Annotated in this window: 12 protein-coding genes and 3 pseudogenes; 10 read left to right on the top strand and 5 right to left on the bottom strand. The window is 42.2% G+C overall.

Translation table 11 applies throughout. From position 1 onward, the window contains the following. Positions 1–101: 101 nt before the first annotated feature. From QZ938_RS27570 to QZ938_RS27555, 4 genes and pseudogenes are all read left to right on the top strand, one after another. Positions 102–686, top strand: a complete 585-nt coding sequence (locus tag QZ938_RS27570) for a Uma2 family endonuclease (protein WP_293354799.1) — start codon at positions 102–104, stop codon at positions 684–686. A 63-nt stretch (positions 687–749) separates the two neighbouring features. Continuing rightward, positions 750–1,727 (top strand): cysteine synthase A, encoded by a 978-nt coding sequence (locus QZ938_RS27565; RefSeq protein WP_293152825.1) that lies wholly within the window; start codon positions 750–752, stop codon positions 1,725–1,727. Positions 1,728–2,078: 351 nt separating this feature from the next. Continuing rightward, complete coding sequence (locus QZ938_RS27560) at positions 2,079–2,375, top strand: (2Fe-2S) ferredoxin domain-containing protein (protein ID WP_293152819.1); 297 nt, start codon at positions 2,079–2,081, stop codon at positions 2,373–2,375. Between the two features lie 388 nt (positions 2,376–2,763). Then, a pseudogene (locus QZ938_RS27555) lies at positions 2,764–3,021 on the top strand (transposase); the annotation flags it as partial. 99 nt (positions 3,022–3,120) lie between these two features. On the opposite strand, the gene QZ938_RS27550 reads toward QZ938_RS27555, so the two are convergent. Further along, on the bottom strand, positions 3,121–4,056 hold the full coding sequence (locus QZ938_RS27550) for a metallophosphoesterase (protein WP_293152816.1): 936 nt from the start codon (positions 4,054–4,056) through the stop codon (positions 3,121–3,123). Between the two features lie 103 nt (positions 4,057–4,159). On the opposite strand from QZ938_RS27550, the gene QZ938_RS27545 reads away from it, so the two are divergent. From QZ938_RS27545 to QZ938_RS27535, 3 genes are all read left to right on the top strand, one after another. After that, positions 4,160–5,059: a hypothetical protein gene (locus QZ938_RS27545; RefSeq protein WP_293354802.1), complete on the top strand. Its 900-nt coding sequence runs from the start codon at positions 4,160–4,162 to the stop codon at positions 5,057–5,059. A 195-nt stretch (positions 5,060–5,254) separates the two neighbouring features. After that, positions 5,255–5,428 (top strand): hypothetical protein, encoded by a 174-nt coding sequence (locus QZ938_RS27540; RefSeq protein ID WP_293152810.1) that lies wholly within the window; start codon positions 5,255–5,257, stop codon positions 5,426–5,428. 608 nt (positions 5,429–6,036) lie between these two features. After that, on the top strand, positions 6,037–11,655 hold the full coding sequence (locus QZ938_RS27535; protein ID WP_293354805.1) for a DNA/RNA non-specific endonuclease: 5,619 nt from the start codon (positions 6,037–6,039) through the stop codon (positions 11,653–11,655). 140 nt (positions 11,656–11,795) lie between these two features. Here the strand turns inward: QZ938_RS27535 and QZ938_RS27530 are convergent, their stop codons facing one another. From QZ938_RS27530 to QZ938_RS27520, 3 genes are all read right to left on the bottom strand, one after another. Beyond that, positions 11,796–12,722, bottom strand: coding sequence for a pentapeptide repeat-containing protein (locus tag QZ938_RS27530; protein ID WP_293354808.1), 927 nt, complete (start codon positions 12,720–12,722; stop codon positions 11,796–11,798). Positions 12,723–12,805: 83 nt separating this feature from the next. Further along, the gene (locus tag QZ938_RS27525; RefSeq protein ID WP_293354811.1) at positions 12,806–13,882 is read right to left on the bottom strand and encodes a pentapeptide repeat-containing protein; all 1,077 of its coding nucleotides are present in this window, start codon (positions 13,880–13,882) and stop codon (positions 12,806–12,808) included. A 52-nt stretch (positions 13,883–13,934) separates the two neighbouring features. After that, positions 13,935–14,627 carry a pentapeptide repeat-containing protein gene (locus tag QZ938_RS27520; protein WP_293354814.1) on the bottom strand — a complete coding sequence of 231 codons (693 nt, stop codon included), beginning with the start codon at positions 14,625–14,627 and terminating at the stop codon, positions 13,935–13,937. A gap of 523 nt (positions 14,628–15,150) precedes the next feature. Here QZ938_RS27520 and QZ938_RS27515 point away from each other — a divergent pair. From QZ938_RS27515 to QZ938_RS27505, 3 genes and pseudogenes are all read left to right on the top strand, one after another. Further along, entirely contained in the window at positions 15,151–15,585 is a 435-nt protein-coding gene (locus tag QZ938_RS27515) for a transposase (protein WP_293354817.1), read from the top strand. Then, positions 15,582–16,019 carry a transposase gene (locus tag QZ938_RS27510; protein ID WP_293354820.1) on the top strand — a complete coding sequence of 146 codons (438 nt, stop codon included), beginning with the start codon at positions 15,582–15,584 and terminating at the stop codon, positions 16,017–16,019. The genes QZ938_RS27515 and QZ938_RS27510 overlap by 4 nt, the downstream gene beginning before the upstream one ends. 117 nt (positions 16,020–16,136) lie before the next feature. After that, a pseudogene (locus QZ938_RS27505) lies at positions 16,137–16,241 on the top strand (IS630 family transposase); the annotation flags it as partial. A 513-nt stretch (positions 16,242–16,754) separates the two neighbouring features. Here QZ938_RS27505 and QZ938_RS27500 read toward each other — a convergent pair. Then, positions 16,755–18,260 (bottom strand): annotated as a pseudogene (locus QZ938_RS27500) (IS5 family transposase). Positions 18,261–18,786: the final 526 nt, after the last annotated feature.

Here is an 18,786-nt window from a genome sequence, read left to right as displayed (position 1 = left end):
AGGACTTTAGTCCTTCCAGATTTTTGAGGGTTGAAGTCCTCACTACCAACCAATAAGTTTTGCTATCTTGTCAGAACAATTTAGATTTGAGGAAATGCCAAATGCTGTCATCTCCGATCGTATTGCGAATGCTACCAGAATTGCAAATGACAGAGGACGAGTTTTTCGACTTCTGTCAAATCAATCGCAATTTGCAAATTGAACGCAACCAGCGAGGAGAAATACTATTGTTGACTCTTGTTGGCGGAATCAGCAGCAACCGCAATGCTATTTTAACTGGAGAACTGGGCATTTGGACAGAGGAAGACGGAACTGGCGTTGGCTTTGCTTCTTGTACGGGATTTACTTTATCGATCGGCTCCGTGCGATCGCCTGACGCTTCCTGGATTAAACTAGAAAGGTGGAATGCTTTATCAAAAGGACAGCAAGAAAAATTTGCCCCAATTTGCCCTGACTTTGTAGTTGAACTCAGACCAGATTTTGAGGACTTAGAGCCACTACAAGAAAAGATGCAAGAATATATGAGAGAACCAGGAGTGCGGCTGGGCTGGCTGATCGATCGCAAAAATCGCAGAGTTTACATTTACCGTCCGGGTTTGACCGAGGAATGCTTGGAGAATCCGGTGACAGTCAGTGGCGACCCAGTTTTGCCGGGATTTGTGCTAAATATGAGCAAAATTTGGTAAACTGCTAGCACGAAATATCAAAGTTATTGTCAGAATTATATAGTATAGAAACAATCAAAAAATATGGATATCAAAAACGGCTTTGTAGGCACTATCGGCAATACTCCCCTCATCCGCTTAAACAGCTTCAGCGATGAAACCGGCTGCGAAATTCTCGGCAAAGCAGAGTTTCTCAATCCCGGCGGTTCCGTCAAAGACCGGGCTGCTTTGTACATCATCAAAGACGCTGAAGAAAAAGGCTTGCTGAAACCGGGGGGAACTGTTGTTGAAGGCACTGCCGGCAATACTGGCATCGGTTTAGCACACATTTGCAACGCTAAAGGTTACAAGTGTTTGATTGTGATTCCTGATACCCAATCACAAGAAAAAATTGATGCTTTGAAAACCTTGGGCGCCGAAGTTCGGACTGTTCCTGCTGTTCCTTACAAAGACCCGAATAATTATGTCAAAATGTCGGGAAGATTGGCTGCGGAAATGGAGAATGCGGTCTGGGCAAATCAGTTTGACAATTTAGCCAATCGCCAAGCTCATTTTGAGACAACTGGCCCGGAAATCTGGGAACAAACCGATGGGAAAGTTGATGCCTGGGTGGCTGCAACGGGTACGGGTGGAACTTTCGCGGGTGTATCAATGTTTTTGAAATCCAAAAATTCCGCGATTAAAAGTGTCTTGGCAGACCCGATGGGCAGCGGGCTTTACAGTTATTTCAAAACTGGGGAAATTAAGACTGAAGGTAGTTCGATTACTGAGGGAATTGGTACCAGCCGCGTTACTGCAAATATGGAGAATGCCCCGGTAGATGATGCTATCCAAATTGATGATACTGAAGCTGTCCGCGTGGTTTACCAATTGCTGAGGAAAGAAGGCTTATTTATGGGCGGTTCTGTTGGGATTAATGTGGGGGCTGCTGTGGCTTTGGCGAAGCAAATGGGGCCGGGACATAGGATTGTGACGGTACTTTGCGACGGTGGAGCTCGGTATCAGTCGCGTTTGTTCGATCGCCAATGGTTGGCATCAAAAGGTTTATCATCAGATGAGTAGGCACGTTGCACACGTGTATCGAGATTGGTCTGGCGCAGTCCAAAAATCCCGAAAACGCTTGTAGCGCAGATAAGATTGTCAAACTCACCAATCATTGGGAAATTATCTGCGTCTATCAGTGTTTGTTTCAAAAGTATCTGCGGTTAGCGGATTCATCCCAGATTTATGTAGCTCGATCGCCAATGGTTGGCATCAAAAGGTTTATCATCAGATTAATATCGGGTGCCTGTGGTGTACCTGAATAATCCCCCACGTGCGCCTTGCTCACTTTATAATTAGAGTATATATGGCCACACCTATTTCCATGATAAAAAAATAGCATATATTCAGCCGAGTGTCAAGTAAAAAAACATGAAAATCAAAGAATCTTCGAGGCAAGTTCTTGTTTGCCAAAACCGCACTTGTCGCAAGCAAAGTACAGCAAAGGTACTGGCAGCTTTTAAACAATTGTCACCTTCTGAAGTTGAAGTTGTTGCTAGCGGTTGTTTGGGACAGTGCGGTAACGGGCCGATGGTGTTGGTACTACCAGAAGAGGTTTGGTATAGCGGTATTTCTGCTGAAGAAGTTGCGGCAATAACTGAGCAACATTTGCGGGGAGGAAAGCCAGTAGAGGCGATGCTTTACCGCAAATTTCATGTGAAGTGCTAAATAGCCGATCGCCTGTATTCCACTAATTAATTATATTGCAATACGGTTTACTTAACACTTTTTATGCCCCGGAGATCCCCCTCGCATCCCCCTGGTTGTAGGGGGACTTAAGAGCTTTCTTGTCCCCCCCCTTTTTAAGGGCTACGGTGTACACACAACTCCTAGAAACCTGGCTATGTCTGACACAACCTGACGTAGGCAAGGTTTTGAGAGTAGCGAACTTTTGATCGAGAGTTTTAGCTTATTGATAATGGTTGACGGGAAATCAAGGATTAAAAAAATAAATTTCCGTTTTTTTCCGTCATCTGATTTCCAACTCGACTTGTGTGTACACCGTAGCTTTTTAAGGGGGGGTTAGGGGGGATCTGCCTTAAGTAAACCGTATTGGACTATAAGATTAGTACAAGTTCGCTCAAATAAATCCTGGCGTTCTTATCTAACAAGTGTCCGAAAACCTAAAATATTACCCCCCTATGTAGTGGCAGATTTGTATCAAAGACGCTGGCGAATTGAAGAGATTTTTTGTACAGTAAAGAGAGTTTTAAATTTAAGTTATTTATGGACAGGTTCGCTCAACGGAATCCAGATCCAAATCTGGGCTAGTTGGCTATTTTATGCGGTTTTGATAGACTTAGGGGATGCCGTTGACCTCTCAACGTACCTTCTACAGTTGCTTCTAAAACAAAACCCGTTTTATTGGCTCTACAACCCCTATTCATTTTGTTCGCTCCTGAATATAATCTGATTAAGCCGATCGCACTTTTAGCACTCCCCGGTCAAAAACCCGCTTGTCAGTACCGATCGCACTGACAAACATCCGGTCTTCATAGACATCAAACGTCGCAAAACTCAGGCGGCTAGCAGAAAACTCCGTCCACTCAGAACGCCCCACCGGACGAGTGCCTCCGCCAGCACCGCAAATTAAATAAGTCGTACCGTCAATCGAACGGGTGCGTTCGTAACTGTGTTCGTGTCCGTTGATATAAAGCTGCACGCCGTATTTTTTAAACAAAGGCGTCAAAGTCTTAATAAAAGGTTGATTCAATCCATACACGCCAGAGGAATAAATCTGGTGGTGGCCGAACACAACTTTCCACGGTGCAGTGCTTTGACTCAACTCTTTCTCCAGCCAAGCAAGCTGATTTTTCCAATCCGCATTATCATTAGTATCTAACGCAAAAAACTGTACCGGATCGCGCCGAAAAGTATAGTAGCGACCTTGCATATTAAAACCCGGATATTTAACTTGCGGGTCGCCGTTAGCAGTGCGAATGTCGTGATTTCCCAAACAAGCATAAAATTTTACGCCTTGCTGCAATAACGGCTGATAAGGCTTCTCAAAAACAGCATTAATTTTTTCAATTTCGCCGTTATTGTAGATATTGTCGCCGGCGAGAACAGCCAGATTAAAAGGATTTTCCCGGTGATATTGCGCCATCGCCTCAGCCACAGCATACTGACCTTCAGCGCCGGTGCCGGTGTCGGCCAGCGAAATAAAGCGTAAAATAGGCGGTGAGGCCGGCAATGGGACGATCGCCCTTTGGGCCTCAAGGTTAGAAGGCACAGCAGCATTGGCGTCTTTACCCCAGGAAGTCCGAAGCTGAAGCATTTTCGAGACTCCTGCCCAACCTAGGGCGCCCAGACTGCCTAAAATTAGAAAGTGACGGCGTTTGATGCTCATGAGAAATTTGGGTAGAACTAATTAAATGATAAATTAGGGATGAGATGGCTCACCTAAAATTTATCCTGTTTAGATATATTTGTAACGCTCCAAGGCAGAGAAAATGTCAGAAGAACCACTAAATCAACCAACTCCAGAACCGTCTGAATCTCCGACACCGGAGGTAGACTCGCCAGCAAAGTCGGCGGCGACTCCCAGTACAGCTAAAAATGCGAGCAGCGCTGTTCCCACAAATGAGAAAATCGCGGAAGTTAACAGCGTACCCCCGCAAAAAGCTGCGGTAAAATTCGATAAAAAGCCTGTCTCTAAACCTGCGGGCGGTAGTTTTTTAGCAAAAGTCGGTGTACTGTGGCAAAGTATTGTGCGCTTAGTGCGATCGCTCCTACCTGCATCTGCGAACGCCAAGCTGTCCGATCCAATTTTAAACGCCTCCTTAGCTGCAATTCTGATCGTTGCGATCGGTTTAACTGTAAACAGTTTTTCGGCAAAACCGCCCCAGAAAGTAGCAAAAGCGCCTATCCCAGCAGCACAGCTATCCCCCACCTTTGACGATTTTGTGGCGCCGCCAACAGCGAAATCCCCAGAGGCGATCGCAAATTCTGAGCCTACACCCGCTAAATTTAAAAGCAAGTTGCCCGATTTAGCGGCGCCCAAAAAACCAGAACCTGTAGAAATTATTCCGCCACCGCTGACGCCGGAACAGTCTCTGATTGCTGCGATTCAAACTCAAGTTGCTGAGATTACAAATCGCCTGGGCGGCGGTTTAGTTAAGTCTGTTGATGCTGATTTCTCGATCGGTCTTTTGACTGTCCAAGTCGCTGAAGATTGGTACAAACTCAGCGATGTAGAGCAAAATCAGCTCGCCCGTCAAATGTGGAAAGAAGCTAACTCGCTGGATTTTAGCAAGTTACAAATTGCAAATTTGGAAGGGAAGTTAATAGCTAGAAGTCCGGTTGTTGGTTCGGAGATGATTATTCTAGAAAGAGGCATTAATAAAGTTTAAATCCTCTATATCTGCAAACGGTCTGATAAGTCGGAAAGTCCAGGAGCCACGATATATAGCCTTTCTCAGATAGGTGAGGTACGTTGTTGGGCTTCAGCCCTCTCTCATTTGATGAGGACTGAAGTCCGAACGATCGAACCTTAAAAAGCTGATTTAGCAGAGATTAAATTAATTAACTTTGAGGGAAATTGAACAATGACAATTTTAACTCAAGTCGAACAAGTAGAAATTCAATATCCGAGCAGTGACGGAGAGCCGATGGCCGAAAGCGACATCACGCGCGATTACATGACTTATGCTGTAGAAGCTGCAAACCTTTACTTTCAAGGGCGTTCTGATGTTTACGTGTCAGCGAATTCTTTCATTTAGAAATAGCAATTAAATCACTTAAGCAATTTGCTTGTTATTTTCGCTCTACCTGGTGACGCAGATAGGCGACACTCTGCCTCCTTTGACGAACCAGCTTATAGGACAGAGGACTGTAGGAGCTGTTTAAATTATTAAATTTTCGTTCCTTATTATGAAGAAAGGAACAACATTGTTCCGTAATTTCAAGGCAGTAAATTTGAGTAGGCTTGAAATGAAATCCTAGAACAATTTAAGTATGATTACTGAGTAACTTACATTACTTTCATAAAGAATCTGTAAACTTTTAACAATTGAATCACAATTTATCAGTAAAACAAACTAACAAGCGCAGCAAGTTTCACATATGGGCTGGTATTAAGTTGTTGCCGACACTGCCAGTTTTTCAGTACCAGACTGAAAATCTCAGTAATTTCCGTGATTGACTGGGTTCCGAAAATACGGGAACATTATTTTCAATAAAATTTTGGAAAATAAATAACAATAAAGCACTAAAAACTCGCTCAAATCGGAATCCACACATTCCTCTTGAACGAAGTCTGAAGCGCATCAATTAGTTAGTTTGAAACTACCAAAATTCAACAGCTCACTCGCATCTACGCAAATCAAACATGAAACCTTTTCAAGCTTCACCTTTTAACACTCAAGATCCGTTTCAGAATTTGCTCGCCTCAGAATTTGAGATTGATACCAAAAACTTACTCAATAATCGATCGCTCGCCAACACCATCCCAGAACAAACACTCGCTTTACTTCCAGCCAATGAGAACAATAGCGCTGAAGACATCGCCAGTTGTTCTAACTCCCTTAGTTTGACTCAGAGCTTCCCCAACACAGATTTTACCCCCCCCGAAAAAAATAGCGCACTGGATGCTCTGACTGGAGAATTTATAGGCGAAAGGGATCTCGACTACTCAGACAAAGATATTTTAATCGGCGAAAGACGCGCATCCCTACTCGCACCAACAGCTTCAAATCCTAAAAAACCTCCCATCATCCAAAACGCCGAACTTAAGTTTACAGACAGCAACAATCAACCTTTTCCCAACAATCAACCCGTTCTCTTCATCACGGCTACCAATGTATTAGTTGACAATTTTGGCGACCCCGCAGGCAGTCGATTCAGCGACTTAACCGTAAAATTTTTAGTCGGTAAACAGTCTTACGAAGCAACAGTTTTGACAGACAAAAGTCGCAAATTGGCAAACAATCAATTTGAAATCGCAGTTCAAGTTCCCAACACCGTACCGTTAGGTGAATCCCGCATCGTCATCAGCCGCAAGCAAAACGAAAAAGTCAGCCCGAAGCCTTCAGAAGCAGCAAAAGAAGTTAAATACGATAGCAGTCCTTACCGAATAGAAAACAATACAGCATACATCTTTGCCGCGCAGTGGACAGCAGATAAAGTTGCAATTATTAACGGTGCAAATCCCAAATCAGTCGTCGCAGCTACTAATAGCAGCGACTTGTCGGTTGCCAGCGTTTCTGTAGGCACGGATGATATACTCGATCGCCCGCGAGAACTAACTGTAACCAGTGACGGCAGCCGCGCTTACGTAGTAATGGATCGTTCTGGGCGCGTTGCTGTAGTCGATCCGATGACGCGGCAACAGATAGATACTCAGCCGAATACCGCTGGTATCAATCCGATAAATTTGCCCAGCGGTGCAGAAGGTCGATCGATAGTCATAGACCCCCGCGACGAATACGCCTACATCGCTGACGGCAAAGCTGGCGGCAATTCCATCTACGTTCTCGATATCAACCCGTTCTCATCCAAATATCACCAAGTTACCCAAACTATTACAGTTGGTGCAGCGCCTAGCGGTTTGCGACAGATGGCAATTAGCAGCGACGGCAAAAAGCTATTTGTTACCGCGCCCAATGGGATAAACAGCAAGATTTACGCCGTTAACATCGACCCCAAAGACCGACCCAGCGACCCCAGTCAGAACCCTAAAAAGTGGAATCAATTAATCGCAAATATAACAGCCGATGAAGGATTAGAAGGATTAGCTGCTACGGTCAATCCGTTGAAAATGACATTTACAAACAGCGGCAAAGATAGCAAAGGATTTGGGGTACTGGATATTACCAATAACGACCCCGTAAGTTTTGCTGCTACTACTCGCTATGCAAGTTTAGGGCTGGGTTCAACTTTTGATTACTTCGATGTGAATGAGGGAGTTTCGGTAACAGTTTTACCGGATGCTAGTTATGCGTTTGTTGTGGGTCGGAATGCGGATACAAAATTTTTCGGTCAGGAAATACCCAGCATAGATGGAGACCCGCGGGCCGGGAGCAATATCGGCATTATCAAAGACCCACTGACGAATCCGCAATTAGTAGCAGCAACTCGACCAATCCCCAACGGGTTTGCTACTGATTTAGTGCTTTCTAGTGACAGCAAGTACCTCTATGCTTCCTATCCGAATTTGAGCGGTGCGAACGGCAAAGTGTATGTCTTTGACACTCAGGAATTCATTAGAACTGTGACCAACCCCGGTCAATTTCAAATTGATGCTAAAGGTCGGGGTGTCGGGCTGCCTTTGTTCAACAGCGCTACAGCACGAAATGCTACGGTTGCTGACTTGGCGGCGATTCCAATTGATAATATTAATCCAGCGGTTAGTATTGCTGCTGATTTTCAGATTCTGACCGACGCGAACAATCAATATACTTACGGCGTGCCGCCGGGAAGTAAGAAAGCTCCCGTTTCTGTGACTAACCCTCGCGGTTTGGCGGCGACACCGCTAGATTGGCTGGATTTGAAAGAGCCGATAGGTACTAGCAAGAGTTCAGAAAATCCCCTTAACCCAAAGTTCCAATGGAGTTTTGACAGTCCACCGAATCAGGACATTACAGAAGTTAATCTCTTCGTCAGCGTGTTTGACGAAGGTGAGGGACTGTTGCCTTGGGATAAAGTAGTTGATTTACCCGACCCTAACGGTAACAAATTTCTCTTCGACCAAGGATTGAGCAAACCGCAGCAGTTAGATTTACTGACAAAACCTTGGAATACATCATCTTACCGCAAAGAAAACGATTTCAATCCCAACCGCATTTTAACTGCAACTTGGCAGAAAGATAGCACCAATATCGGCAAGTGGACTTTCGATGGCGGCAAAACATTTACTCAGGGAAGCAATACCAGCTTTACACTTCCTCCCAGTCTCAAACTGACTGCCGGCCAGAAGTATAATTGGGCAGTTGAAGCTTGGAATAAAGAAGGAAAACGCAACGAGGAGTTTGGTAATTTCTGGACGCCGCTACCGCCAGCCCTCAACGGTGACAATACCTTCAGCAGCGTCACCGTGCTGACCCACGGCTTTAAACCTCCTGTGTTCAATGAGCCGGGAATTCCTTCAGAGTTTTACCAAATGGGTAATAGCATTGCCAATGCAGGTATCGACGGCGGCGGTTTAATGATGAAGTACGACCTGCCTACCGGTTACTGGGTTCCTGTCAACAAATTTGGTGCAGTAGCCCCAGACTTCCAAGCAGGCTTGAATCCCAAAACTGACCCAAACTATCTCACAAAGCTGGGAACTTATATAGCTCCATACCTTGCCCAAAAACAACCATTAGTTCTGCTAAATAACTGGTCAGAAAATAATGAGTCGGCAGTTCCTGATTCCGGCTTCACAGAAGCAGCAGCAGATGCTTTCTTTACTTCCCTCGTGCAATTGGATGGAGTGCTGAAGAATAAAACCAGCCCTACCAAACAAGGTGCAGTTTTCAATTCACCGCTGCACTTTGTTGGTTTCAGTCGGGGTACAGTTGTTAACAGCGAAATTATTCAGCGTTTGGGTACTCATTTTCCTGATGCTGGCGGCAAACCCAACTCTGGTACTCGCGACCTTCAGATGACAACTTTAGACCCCCATGATTTCAACCAACCGTCGCTAAATGTTGTGACCAAAAATTTCGGTGATTTCCGCGAACCCAAAGTTCAGGTATGGAAAAATGTTACTTTTGCGGACAATTACTATCAGACAGTCCCGAATTTATTGAGCGGTACACTTACGCCGGCAGGTCGCAATATTCCAAATCTACCGTCTACTGAGAAGGGAACAGCCCCAGGACTTAAGTTTCCGCGAGAAGGTTGGAGGTCAGACAATCCCAATCCTAATGGTAAGCTGTTAGGAGAACCGGATTTGTCGGTTTTCTTGGGAACTAATAAAAATAACCCAGGTTACAATAACAGCCGTGCTGGGTTTACGACAGATCCTATACCGGGAGGCGTACACGGACGTGTTGTGAGTTGGTACGGAGGAACATCCGACTTGCTTCCAACTAACTTTCCGTCCGATCAAAACTTAGAAGTTAATCCTGTATTTCGTCGGCGAGGCGATGAGTATCGAGAACAGTTGTTCGATAAAAACTTTTCATTTAACAATAGTGTTGTGACAGGCCCGGCTCGGGTTAGCCCTTGGTATACGCCGGAAAGCAAATTCCAACACGGTGCAGATGCTGCTCCTTGGGAAGGGATTGGTACGGGCTGGTTTTATTCGGCTCTGGGTGGCGGTTACAGTTCGCGCCCCAAAACAAATGTAGAGCGTATCCCGGTTGATTTTGACAACACTTATGATGCCAGGATGCGGGGAGACGCGGCGGTTCCTACTTTGTTTAATGGGAATTTTGATGCTGTTTTCGATCCAAAGGGAGTGACTCGAACTCCTTTGTCTACTGCGATTCCTGGTTGGTCTTTTCATGGTGGTGGTTCAAATATCCCTTCTCCTACAGATAGGTTGGTAGATTGGAGTACGATTCCTAGTCTTAGCAATTACAGGACGCAGGTAGGTTATAGTCCAGCTCAACCTAACTACGCACTTGAATTAAAAGCTGGTGAAAACATCACACACAATCGCTTTATTGCACCTGATTGGGGAAATTTACGGTTCGATATACACGCTCCAAACCGTAGTGGATTACTAAATGTAACATTTCAAAGCCTTGATGGAAAAATTAAAATTGAAGAACAAATAGATCTAGCAACAGCTATTAAAATACCCACTGATATGACCGATAGTTCTCAGCTTACGATGGCGTACTTAAATAATCAGAATAGAGTCAAGTTTGGTGAAGAAGGTTTTGAAACTTTCCAACTTAACTTGCAAATTAGAAACGATCTGACAAAACAGTATCGAGGGCAACCAGCTATTGTCAAGTTTGAGCTAGCAGGGGGTAAATCCGTTTACCTGGACAATGTTTTCTTTAAGAGCGATTATCTGAAGTGGGGCAATCCAACTGAAGCCAGATGGGACTTCAACAAACCTAATGAAAATCCCTATCAAACTAACTTGCTACTTGAGAAGCCACAATATGCCTCATCTTATAATGCTGTCACCAAATTACCTAACTGGGTAAGTTGGAAAGTTGACAAAACTTGGAGTCAGCAATTTAAAGGTCGTACGGGAGATCAGTTTATAGTTGACCCCAACTTACCTGGTAGTCCTAACTTCCCAAGCTGGCCTCGAATTGACGGGGAAATTTATCGGGGTACAGGTCTAGATAAAGGCCATCTTATCCCTGACAAAGATAGAAACAGAAATGAGAAAGATGCTCTTTCTACCTACATGAGTACAAACTTAATCCCGCAAGCAATAGACAATAACCGACTTTTCCGCAATCGCAATAATGGAGGTAGATTGGATCCAGACATTTCGCCTGCCTGGTCTAGAATTGAATCAAAATTAGTTGAACAGCTAATCTTTGATTACGACAAACAACTCTATATTACTGCTGGTGTTTTTGATACTAAACAACAGAATTGGTCTATCCAGCCAAAAACTCGAGCACCAGAAGCACTTACGGAAGCGCCAAATCAGGGAAATACAAATCCTACAAATTTAGAATCTAACGGAATTCGCATTCCTGGGTGGACATGGAAAACAATCTTAGTTTCCAACAAATCAAGTCTTGGGGTACAAGATATTCTTGGCAGTTACACGTACATTACGCCTAACGTACCAGAACCTTACACGGACTGGAGCGGGAAAGTAGCAGTCCAAAATCCACTTAATCAACTGTTAGGTGAAAATCGCGATCCTATAACAAGTGCCGAACAATGGCGAAGACCAAATACATGGAAGATTTCTATTAATCAGCTTGAAAATCTTTTGAATACTCAGGGTTCTGACAAAATTTTTAACTTTTTGTCAAATATTCCTGAAAATGTTCGGAAGCGAATTAAAAAACAGAGCGATTTCCAGTTTCCCCCTCCCTAAGTCCGGCTCGATCTGGATTTACGCAGAATTATTATGAAATAGATTGGGGAGATATCTCAATGTTCAAATCATTATAGTTCCCTCAATGCTGCGTAAGTCCTGCTTTTTTTAAAATAGATGTATCCCACACGACAACTTCTTCAAAATTCATCAATAATTTCCCCTCGCGGGCGTTCCCGCCAACATTCACTCGAGTTGATCGGGCCAGGAATAAACTCTCCAGTTACCCAAGTTGTGTTACAGAAATACATATCTTCTTCAATACTCAAGAAATCTTGAATACCCTCAAAGTTGCTTCCGGTAAAATCAGGAGCATACATATCAAATAATTCCAAATATGCACCTCTAAGATCGCAGTAAATTATTTCTGGATTGCGCCATTCACAGTTGATTAACTTAGCGTTTTTAAAATCACTAAAAACTATTCGTTTAATCCCATTAAAATTACAATTAGTTAAATTAGCACCGGACAGATTGACCTGGCTCAATCGTGTCTCCCATAAGAAGCTAACCCCACATAGATTAACACCACTTAAATCAACCTGATGTAAAATTATATCTCGAAACTCTCTTTCTCCTTCAGCATAACGTCCGAGCAATTCTTGAGCGTCAGTCACTCTGTCTGGGTCAGTTTGAATCTGACCATCTGGCATGATAGTTTGACAAAAAATAGTATCTTTTGTCGTTTTAATATCAATGAGATTAGTGTCAGTAAGATTAGTCCCTATCAAAATTGCACCTGTCAAATCAGCACCCATTAAATTAGCACCTGTTAAATCAGCACCCGTTAAATCAGCACCAGCTAAGTGGGCTTGTTTTAGATTCGCCTCACTCAAGTTGGCATTAATTAGGAAGGCGTATTGTAGAAAAATATTTTCCATATTGGCATTGCTAAAATTCGCCTCAATTAAGCGAGTTTGTGTCCCCAATTTTGCATCCCTCATATCAGCATTTCTGAAATTGATACCTATCAAACAAGGCCAGTTCAGATAGGCATTTTTTAAATCAATACCGACGAAGTTTCGCTCTCCTGCGTTGTACAATTCAATTAACTCTTTTGGTTTCATAACTCTCCTCTTAAATGACCTACTCAACTTCCTATTGAGTGATAAGTCAACAACCTCCCATCAGGGAAGTCTATTTATTTACTTTAGCTATTGTTCCGCACGCTGCCATCGGGCATGAGGGTTTCTTCAAAATGGCAATCTCGGAAGTCGCCCCCGAAAACACGATCATCTTTCACCCCGAAGTCGGCTTCTCGGAAGTCTGTTCTGGTCAACTTGGCTTCATCAAAATGAACACTATGTAACATAGCTCCCTTGAAGGTTGCCTCAGTGAAATTATTGCAGATAAAACCAAGGCTGCTTATTCCTGCCTTATTAAATTTGGCTTTACTGAAATCAGCACAGAAAAAACTATCCTCCGAGAACCCAGCTCCCGTCAAGTCGGCTCCACTCAAATTGGCATGGTCAAAAACTGATTGGAAGAAACCAGTTTCGCGCAAAATAGCATTGCTCAAATCTGCTCCTTCAAAATTGCTTTGATCGAAATCAACCCTAGTCAAGTCAGCTCCCCGCAAAATCACTCCATTCATGTAGGGGCCGAGCTCTTGGATATTACTATTACGCAAAATAATACCGCTCAAATCCAATCCTTTTAATTGTCCGAGATCCCAAGACCTGCGTTCCCGGCTGCAATTGGGACTCTCTATGCTCAAGCCGCTGAAATTTATCTCCCCAACCGCATAACGATTGATGATATCTGTAAACAGCATTTTTTTCCTTTGGAAAATAGCGGTATCTATCTGTGCTCCCTGAAAGTTAGCACCTTTAGTATTAGCGTCAACCAGGTATGTCATGCTAAAATTTGCTGAGGTACAATTAGCATCAATCAAATAAACATCCGTCAAATCAGCTCCCCACAAATTAGCGCGACTGAGATTAGCACCTTCCAAGTCAACCCTTTGTAAGTCAGCATCACTGAGGTCAGCTTCTTCTAAGCAAGCATTACTTAAGTTAGCGCGACTGAGATTAGCAGTGCTCAGGTTACAAGAAGCTAGATGCGCTCCGCTGAGATTAGTTTCTCTCAAATTAGCACCTCTCAAATCAGCGCCACTGAGCTCGATGCCACTCAAGTCCGTGTTTGCTACATTGGCATCGACTAAGCTAATTCCCGAGAAATCTCTCTCGCCATCGGCATAGCGTCTGAGCAATTCTTCAGCGTTCATAACTTTCGACCTCTATCTATTTACACTCTTAATAATACTACTTTTAAAAAAGCTATTCTACTCCCGGGATTACACTATTCCAAATAGCGCCATCGGGCATGATAGTATCTTTAAAGTAAACGTCTGTGAAAACAACAGTTCCAGGTTGGTAATTGTTAACTTCACTTATTTTAAAGTCAGTGCCAAAGAAGTTAGCTCTCGTCAAGTCACACTTATAAAAACCCACCCCATTTTGAAACTTAGCATCCCTAAAATCACTATCAATTAAGTCACAAAAACCAAACCCGGTGTCAATCATTTTGGCTCCACTAAATTTGCATCTACTCAAATTAGTCATGTGAAAACCAGTCTCCTGTAAGTCACTTCTACTGAAATTTGCCCCAGTCAAATCCGCTCTGCGAAAGTTAGCTCGCCACAGACAAGCTTCGCTCAGGTTAGCCCCACTCGAATCCGCATCTTCAAAATGTGCGTAGGCCAAGTCGAGGTCGCTCAAATCTGAGCCACTAAAATTGATTCCTTCTCCGTAAAAAACCAGGGATCGTAAGTCACTTTCCTTGAAGTTAGCTCCACTCAAGTTCACTCCACTTAAGTAGCGCTCCTTAGATTGCTCGTTGCTCAATTTCACTTTAATCAAAGAAAAGTCTCTCTCCCCAGCCTCATAGCGCCTCAGCACTTCTTCCAACCACAACTGTTTTCTACTGTTGTATATTCTAATATATTCTGCTTCTTTTTCTTCTTCGTTCATGACTTTATTTCTAGAATCTGTTGAGAATAAAAATGTTGATACTACTAAAATAACTCAATCTTTGAAAAACAGCAAATACTTACTTCGGGAGCAAATTTTTATCAACTCGTGGCATCACAGATTTGCAGAAGCGAACATCGACAGACAGTCTATACGATTTTCTTTCTAACATCCCAATTCTGCTTGCTATTAAGGAAAGGCTCAAGAAAGTGCAGAAGGTTCTTCCACAATAGCTCACATTCTGGCTGAAATAGACTTGGTTGAAATCGCAATTCCCGTCGGATTCACCGTCGAACTCATGTTTGAGGAGAAGTCTATAGCCTTTCTCAGAAAGATGAGGTATGATGTTACTGACACTTACTCATGAGGATCAAACAGATAAGACACGATCGAATGAACTATAATTATATGGTTCAGTAAAGCCCAGCGGAAGCGATATAACACATAATAGCATTGTTCTGACAGCACGAAGAAGTTGACTCACAACACGTTTACTTGTACTCCTCTTCATACATTGTGAAAAATGAAAACGTATTCGATTGATTTTCGGCAAAAAATTCTTGATACTTATCATACTGAACCGATTTCACAAAAAGCAATAGCTAAGCGTTTTTCTGTAGCCCTCAGCTTTGTACAAAAATTGCTTAAACAATATCGTGAAACAAAAAATATTACTCCCCGAACTGACCGATGTGGAGTCAAAGGCAAACTGAATGCAGAGCAACTACTCATATTGGGGAAATTGATTGAAGAAAATAATGATGCCACTCTTGAAGAACTTCGTTATTTACTTTATGGAAAAATTGGATTTTCTGTTAGTATATCGACAATAGCAAGAATGATAAAACTCTTAGATATTACCGTCAAAAAAAGACTCTATTCCCTTCAGGCAAAGGCACAGAGCGAGTGCAAATACTGCGATGTGAGTTCTGGGGAAAAATTAAAAAGTAAGGTTTGAAAGACTTAATATTCATTGATGAATCTGGAGTTAATTTGGCAATGGTTAGATTATATGCTAGAGCTTTGAAAGGTCAGAGAGCCAAGGGGTCAAAGCCAACTAAACGTGGTCAAAATGTCTCAATAATTGGAGCAATATCAGTGTCTGAAATTTTGACATCGGTTAATCTAATAGGCGGAACTGATGCAATTACATTTGAAGCTTTTATTATCAGAAAACTTGTGCCAAAACTATGGAAAGGGGCTTGTGTAGTCATGGATAATTGTCCCATTCACTTGGGAGACGAAGTGAAAAAAGCTATCGAAAAAAAAGGGGCAAAATTAATATTGTTATCTCCTTATTCACCAGATTTTTCACCAATTGAAAATCTGTGGTCAAAGCTTAAAAATATTCTCCGTTCGATCGAGACACCTATAGCAATCCTAAATGATTAATACAGATATGTAGGGGCGGTGCCAAGAGTGCCCGCCCTCTGAGATTGGGCAACCACGGGGAGTAGGGGTCGGATTGCCCCTACAAGAATTACACAAATGATTTAGGATTGCTATAATTATCAAGAATTAGCCAAAGCCATAGAGTTGGCGTTGGGTCAAGTTACATCATCAAATATTTTTAACTGGTTTACACACTGCTGTTATTGTACCTCATATTTCTGAGAAAGGCTATATCTTAGATACTGAAGCAGTGAGTAATTCAGAGGTATTATCGGAATACAAAGCGCAGCAAAGTAATGAGAGAGGATTTAGATTTATCAAAGATCCTTTATTTTTTACTTCGAGTGTATTCGTGAAAAAGCCGGAGCGAGTTGAAGCAATTGGAATGATAATGGGACTGTGTTTGTTAGTATATAACCTGGCACAAAGGAAATTGAGACAACAATTATCAGCTACCAACTAGCAAGTGAAAAATCAGGTAAAGAAATTGACCAATAAGCCGACAATGCGCTGGATATTTCAGATGTTTCAGGCGGTGCATTTAGTGACAATAAATGGAGCAAAGCAGGTCAGTAATTTAACCAAAGAACTTCAAGATATCTTGCGACATTTAGGAGAGTATTGTTGTCAATACTATTTAATGTTTTCAAGTGAATAACGATTGAGTTCGAGGTGTAGATAGTTGTCAATAATTGTCATTAATTAGGGCTTGCTGAAAAAGTCAGAAAACAGCATTTAGAAAGATGAGTGAATTTGAGAATGCCTCGGCAATATAAGTTTTCTCAATCTTGTGATGGCAAAACATAGCTTTTGCCAATCATTTGAGCCAAAAAACATCCCAAAGGTTTTTATTATGAAATAGACCGAAAAAAAGCCAAAAAGCCTGCCTTACCATGGCAGAAAGATTCATCACCAGAAAAGTTATTGCGATGCTTGTTTCAGAAGTATTATTAAGTTTAGCCATCACTCTACCAAGGCTAAATATTCTTTTAGCTTCTCCAAATTTCCCCTCAATTAAGTTACGAATTCTTTCGTCTGATTGAGCTTGTTTTTTGATTGCTTTGCTCGGATTTTTGGGAGGTCTTCCTCCTAGACGAACACCGCTAATTCTAATGCCGAGTTCTTTGCACCAAGCTCTATTTTCTTTGGTTCGATATATCTGATCTACATGAATTGATTCAGGGTAATATCCGGTAAATTGTTTAAAGGCTTCTACTTGTCTTTTAAGGTCTCCTGATTCGTAGAAGTTATCCCAACTAATTCGGTCTAAAAATACGTAACCCTGGAGACAACTGGCTGAGAGTTTTGCCCCAAATTCAACGGATTTCCCAGCTTTTCCTCTGATTATAGGGCGGATATGTGGTTGTTTTAAACTTACTATTCTGTCGGGAATACTATGTTCTTTGTTTTTATACATTGACAACTGTTGACGGTAGACTTCTGCAACTACTAACAGCATTCTATAATCAGATTTGGTTAATAACTGTAGCTCACCCATTCGCTCTATACTAGCCAAATTTCTTGGGATGTATTGTAGTTGTTTTTTAATTGCTTTTCTTCTTTTTTTTAGTCGTAGCTTTTTTTGTTTTGCTATGGCTAGGTATTCTTTTCTGGCTCGGTTTCGATAGGTTCTTGGCTTTTTTTACGGTGATTTAGTTTGATTGTGTAGACTGTCTATGATTTTTTCTGTATTTTCTCTGGCTTGATTTAATAGTCCTAAGTCTGTCGGATATTTAAGATCGGCTGGCGCACAGGTTGCATCTAATATTAATTTTCCTTGGTTTTTGGGTTCACTCCAGTCTGATGACTTTTTTTCTACTTCTTCTCCCTGTACTTGGGTCTGGTCTTTGACCATTTTTTCATTGATTTTATTGACTAGGTTGACTCCTATTCTTTTCCGAAAATAAACGAACATGGATGAGTCGAATGGTGATTCATTACTATAGCCACTCAGACCTAGGAAGTATTGTAGGTATGGGTTTTCTCTTATTTGTTCTACTGTTTCTGCATCGCTAGTTCCTAATCTTTCTTTGATTATTAATGCCCAAGCGTGCCATAGGAAACGATTTGGCAGGGGCTCCAGTTGCACAGGTGAATTTTTGGGCATATTCATCTTCAAATTCAGCCCATGGAATTATTTTTGCCATGATTACCCAACGATTATTCTCTGATAATTGTCCCTCGTGCAAGTAGGTCAAAGTTGGAAGGTTCTTTTGGGGTTGGGTCAAGTTTTCGGTACATGAAGGAAAGTGATGCTGTGCATGGCTTTTGACTAATTTTAGCTCATAGTCTTACACTCTATGGGCACCGAACACAAGTCAAAGTCTTTTCAGGTAAGGGTTTTAGGCTTATTCAGTAAGCCCTAATTAGTCAAGATAATTTGCTCTTGGCATAAGTTGCCTTGCTTAAAAAAAATGATTGACCATAATAAAAAGCAATGTGAATATGTGAGAAAAAGTCAATTATTTCAACTTACTTAATTTAGCTTAATTTAACAAGCTTCTGTAACGCTAACACTGCATAATTTCAGCCCAAAAGTGTTTGGCTTCCAAGTTTTCACAACTGATAAAAAAATCAGATCCACATCTGCGGAATGTGGGTTATAGGCAGTACAGGAGTTTTTTGCAAGTCAGATCCTTCTTAAGGGGCTTGCAATTAAATATAATCCCAGTTATCCTCGAAGAGTAGGAAACAAAAAATTTGACATGAGCGGTTGTGACTTCTGTAATTGGGATGCTAAAAATGATCTTGAGTGAGCCAGTTAAAT

It is taken from the genome of Microcoleus sp. CAWBG27 (genome assembly GCF_020883145.1).
In the GTDB taxonomy this organism is placed as follows: domain Bacteria; phylum Cyanobacteriota; class Cyanobacteriia; order Cyanobacteriales; family Microcoleaceae; genus Microcoleus.
This window is presented reverse-complemented; position numbering and strand designations above follow the sequence as displayed.

Bases quoted from the DNA above. Each gene is read 5' to 3' on its own strand.
- QZ938_RS27515 (WP_293354817.1), top strand. From the start codon at position 15,151: ATGAAAACGTATTCGATTGATTTTCGGCAAAAAATTCTTGATACTTAT.
- QZ938_RS27545 (WP_293354802.1), top strand. From the start codon at position 4,160: ATGTCAGAAGAACCACTAAATCAACCAACTCCAGAACCGTCTGAATCT.
- QZ938_RS27550 (WP_293152816.1), bottom strand. From the start codon at position 4,056: ATGAGCATCAAACGCCGTCACTTTCTAATTTTAGGCAGTCTGGGCGCC.
- QZ938_RS27525 (WP_293354811.1), bottom strand. From the start codon at position 13,882: ATGAACGCTGAAGAATTGCTCAGACGCTATGCCGATGGCGAGAGAGAT.
- QZ938_RS27520 (WP_293354814.1), bottom strand. From the start codon at position 14,627: ATGAACGAAGAAGAAAAAGAAGCAGAATATATTAGAATATACAACAGT.
- QZ938_RS27570 (WP_293354799.1), top strand. From the start codon at position 102: ATGCTGTCATCTCCGATCGTATTGCGAATGCTACCAGAATTGCAAATG.
- QZ938_RS27565 (WP_293152825.1), top strand. From the start codon at position 750: ATGGATATCAAAAACGGCTTTGTAGGCACTATCGGCAATACTCCCCTC.
- QZ938_RS27560 (WP_293152819.1), top strand. From the start codon at position 2,079: ATGAAAATCAAAGAATCTTCGAGGCAAGTTCTTGTTTGCCAAAACCGC.
- QZ938_RS27530 (WP_293354808.1), bottom strand. From the start codon at position 12,722: ATGAAACCAAAAGAGTTAATTGAATTGTACAACGCAGGAGAGCGAAAC.
- QZ938_RS27540 (WP_293152810.1), top strand. From the start codon at position 5,255: ATGACAATTTTAACTCAAGTCGAACAAGTAGAAATTCAATATCCGAGC.
- QZ938_RS27535 (WP_293354805.1), top strand. From the start codon at position 6,037: ATGAAACCTTTTCAAGCTTCACCTTTTAACACTCAAGATCCGTTTCAG.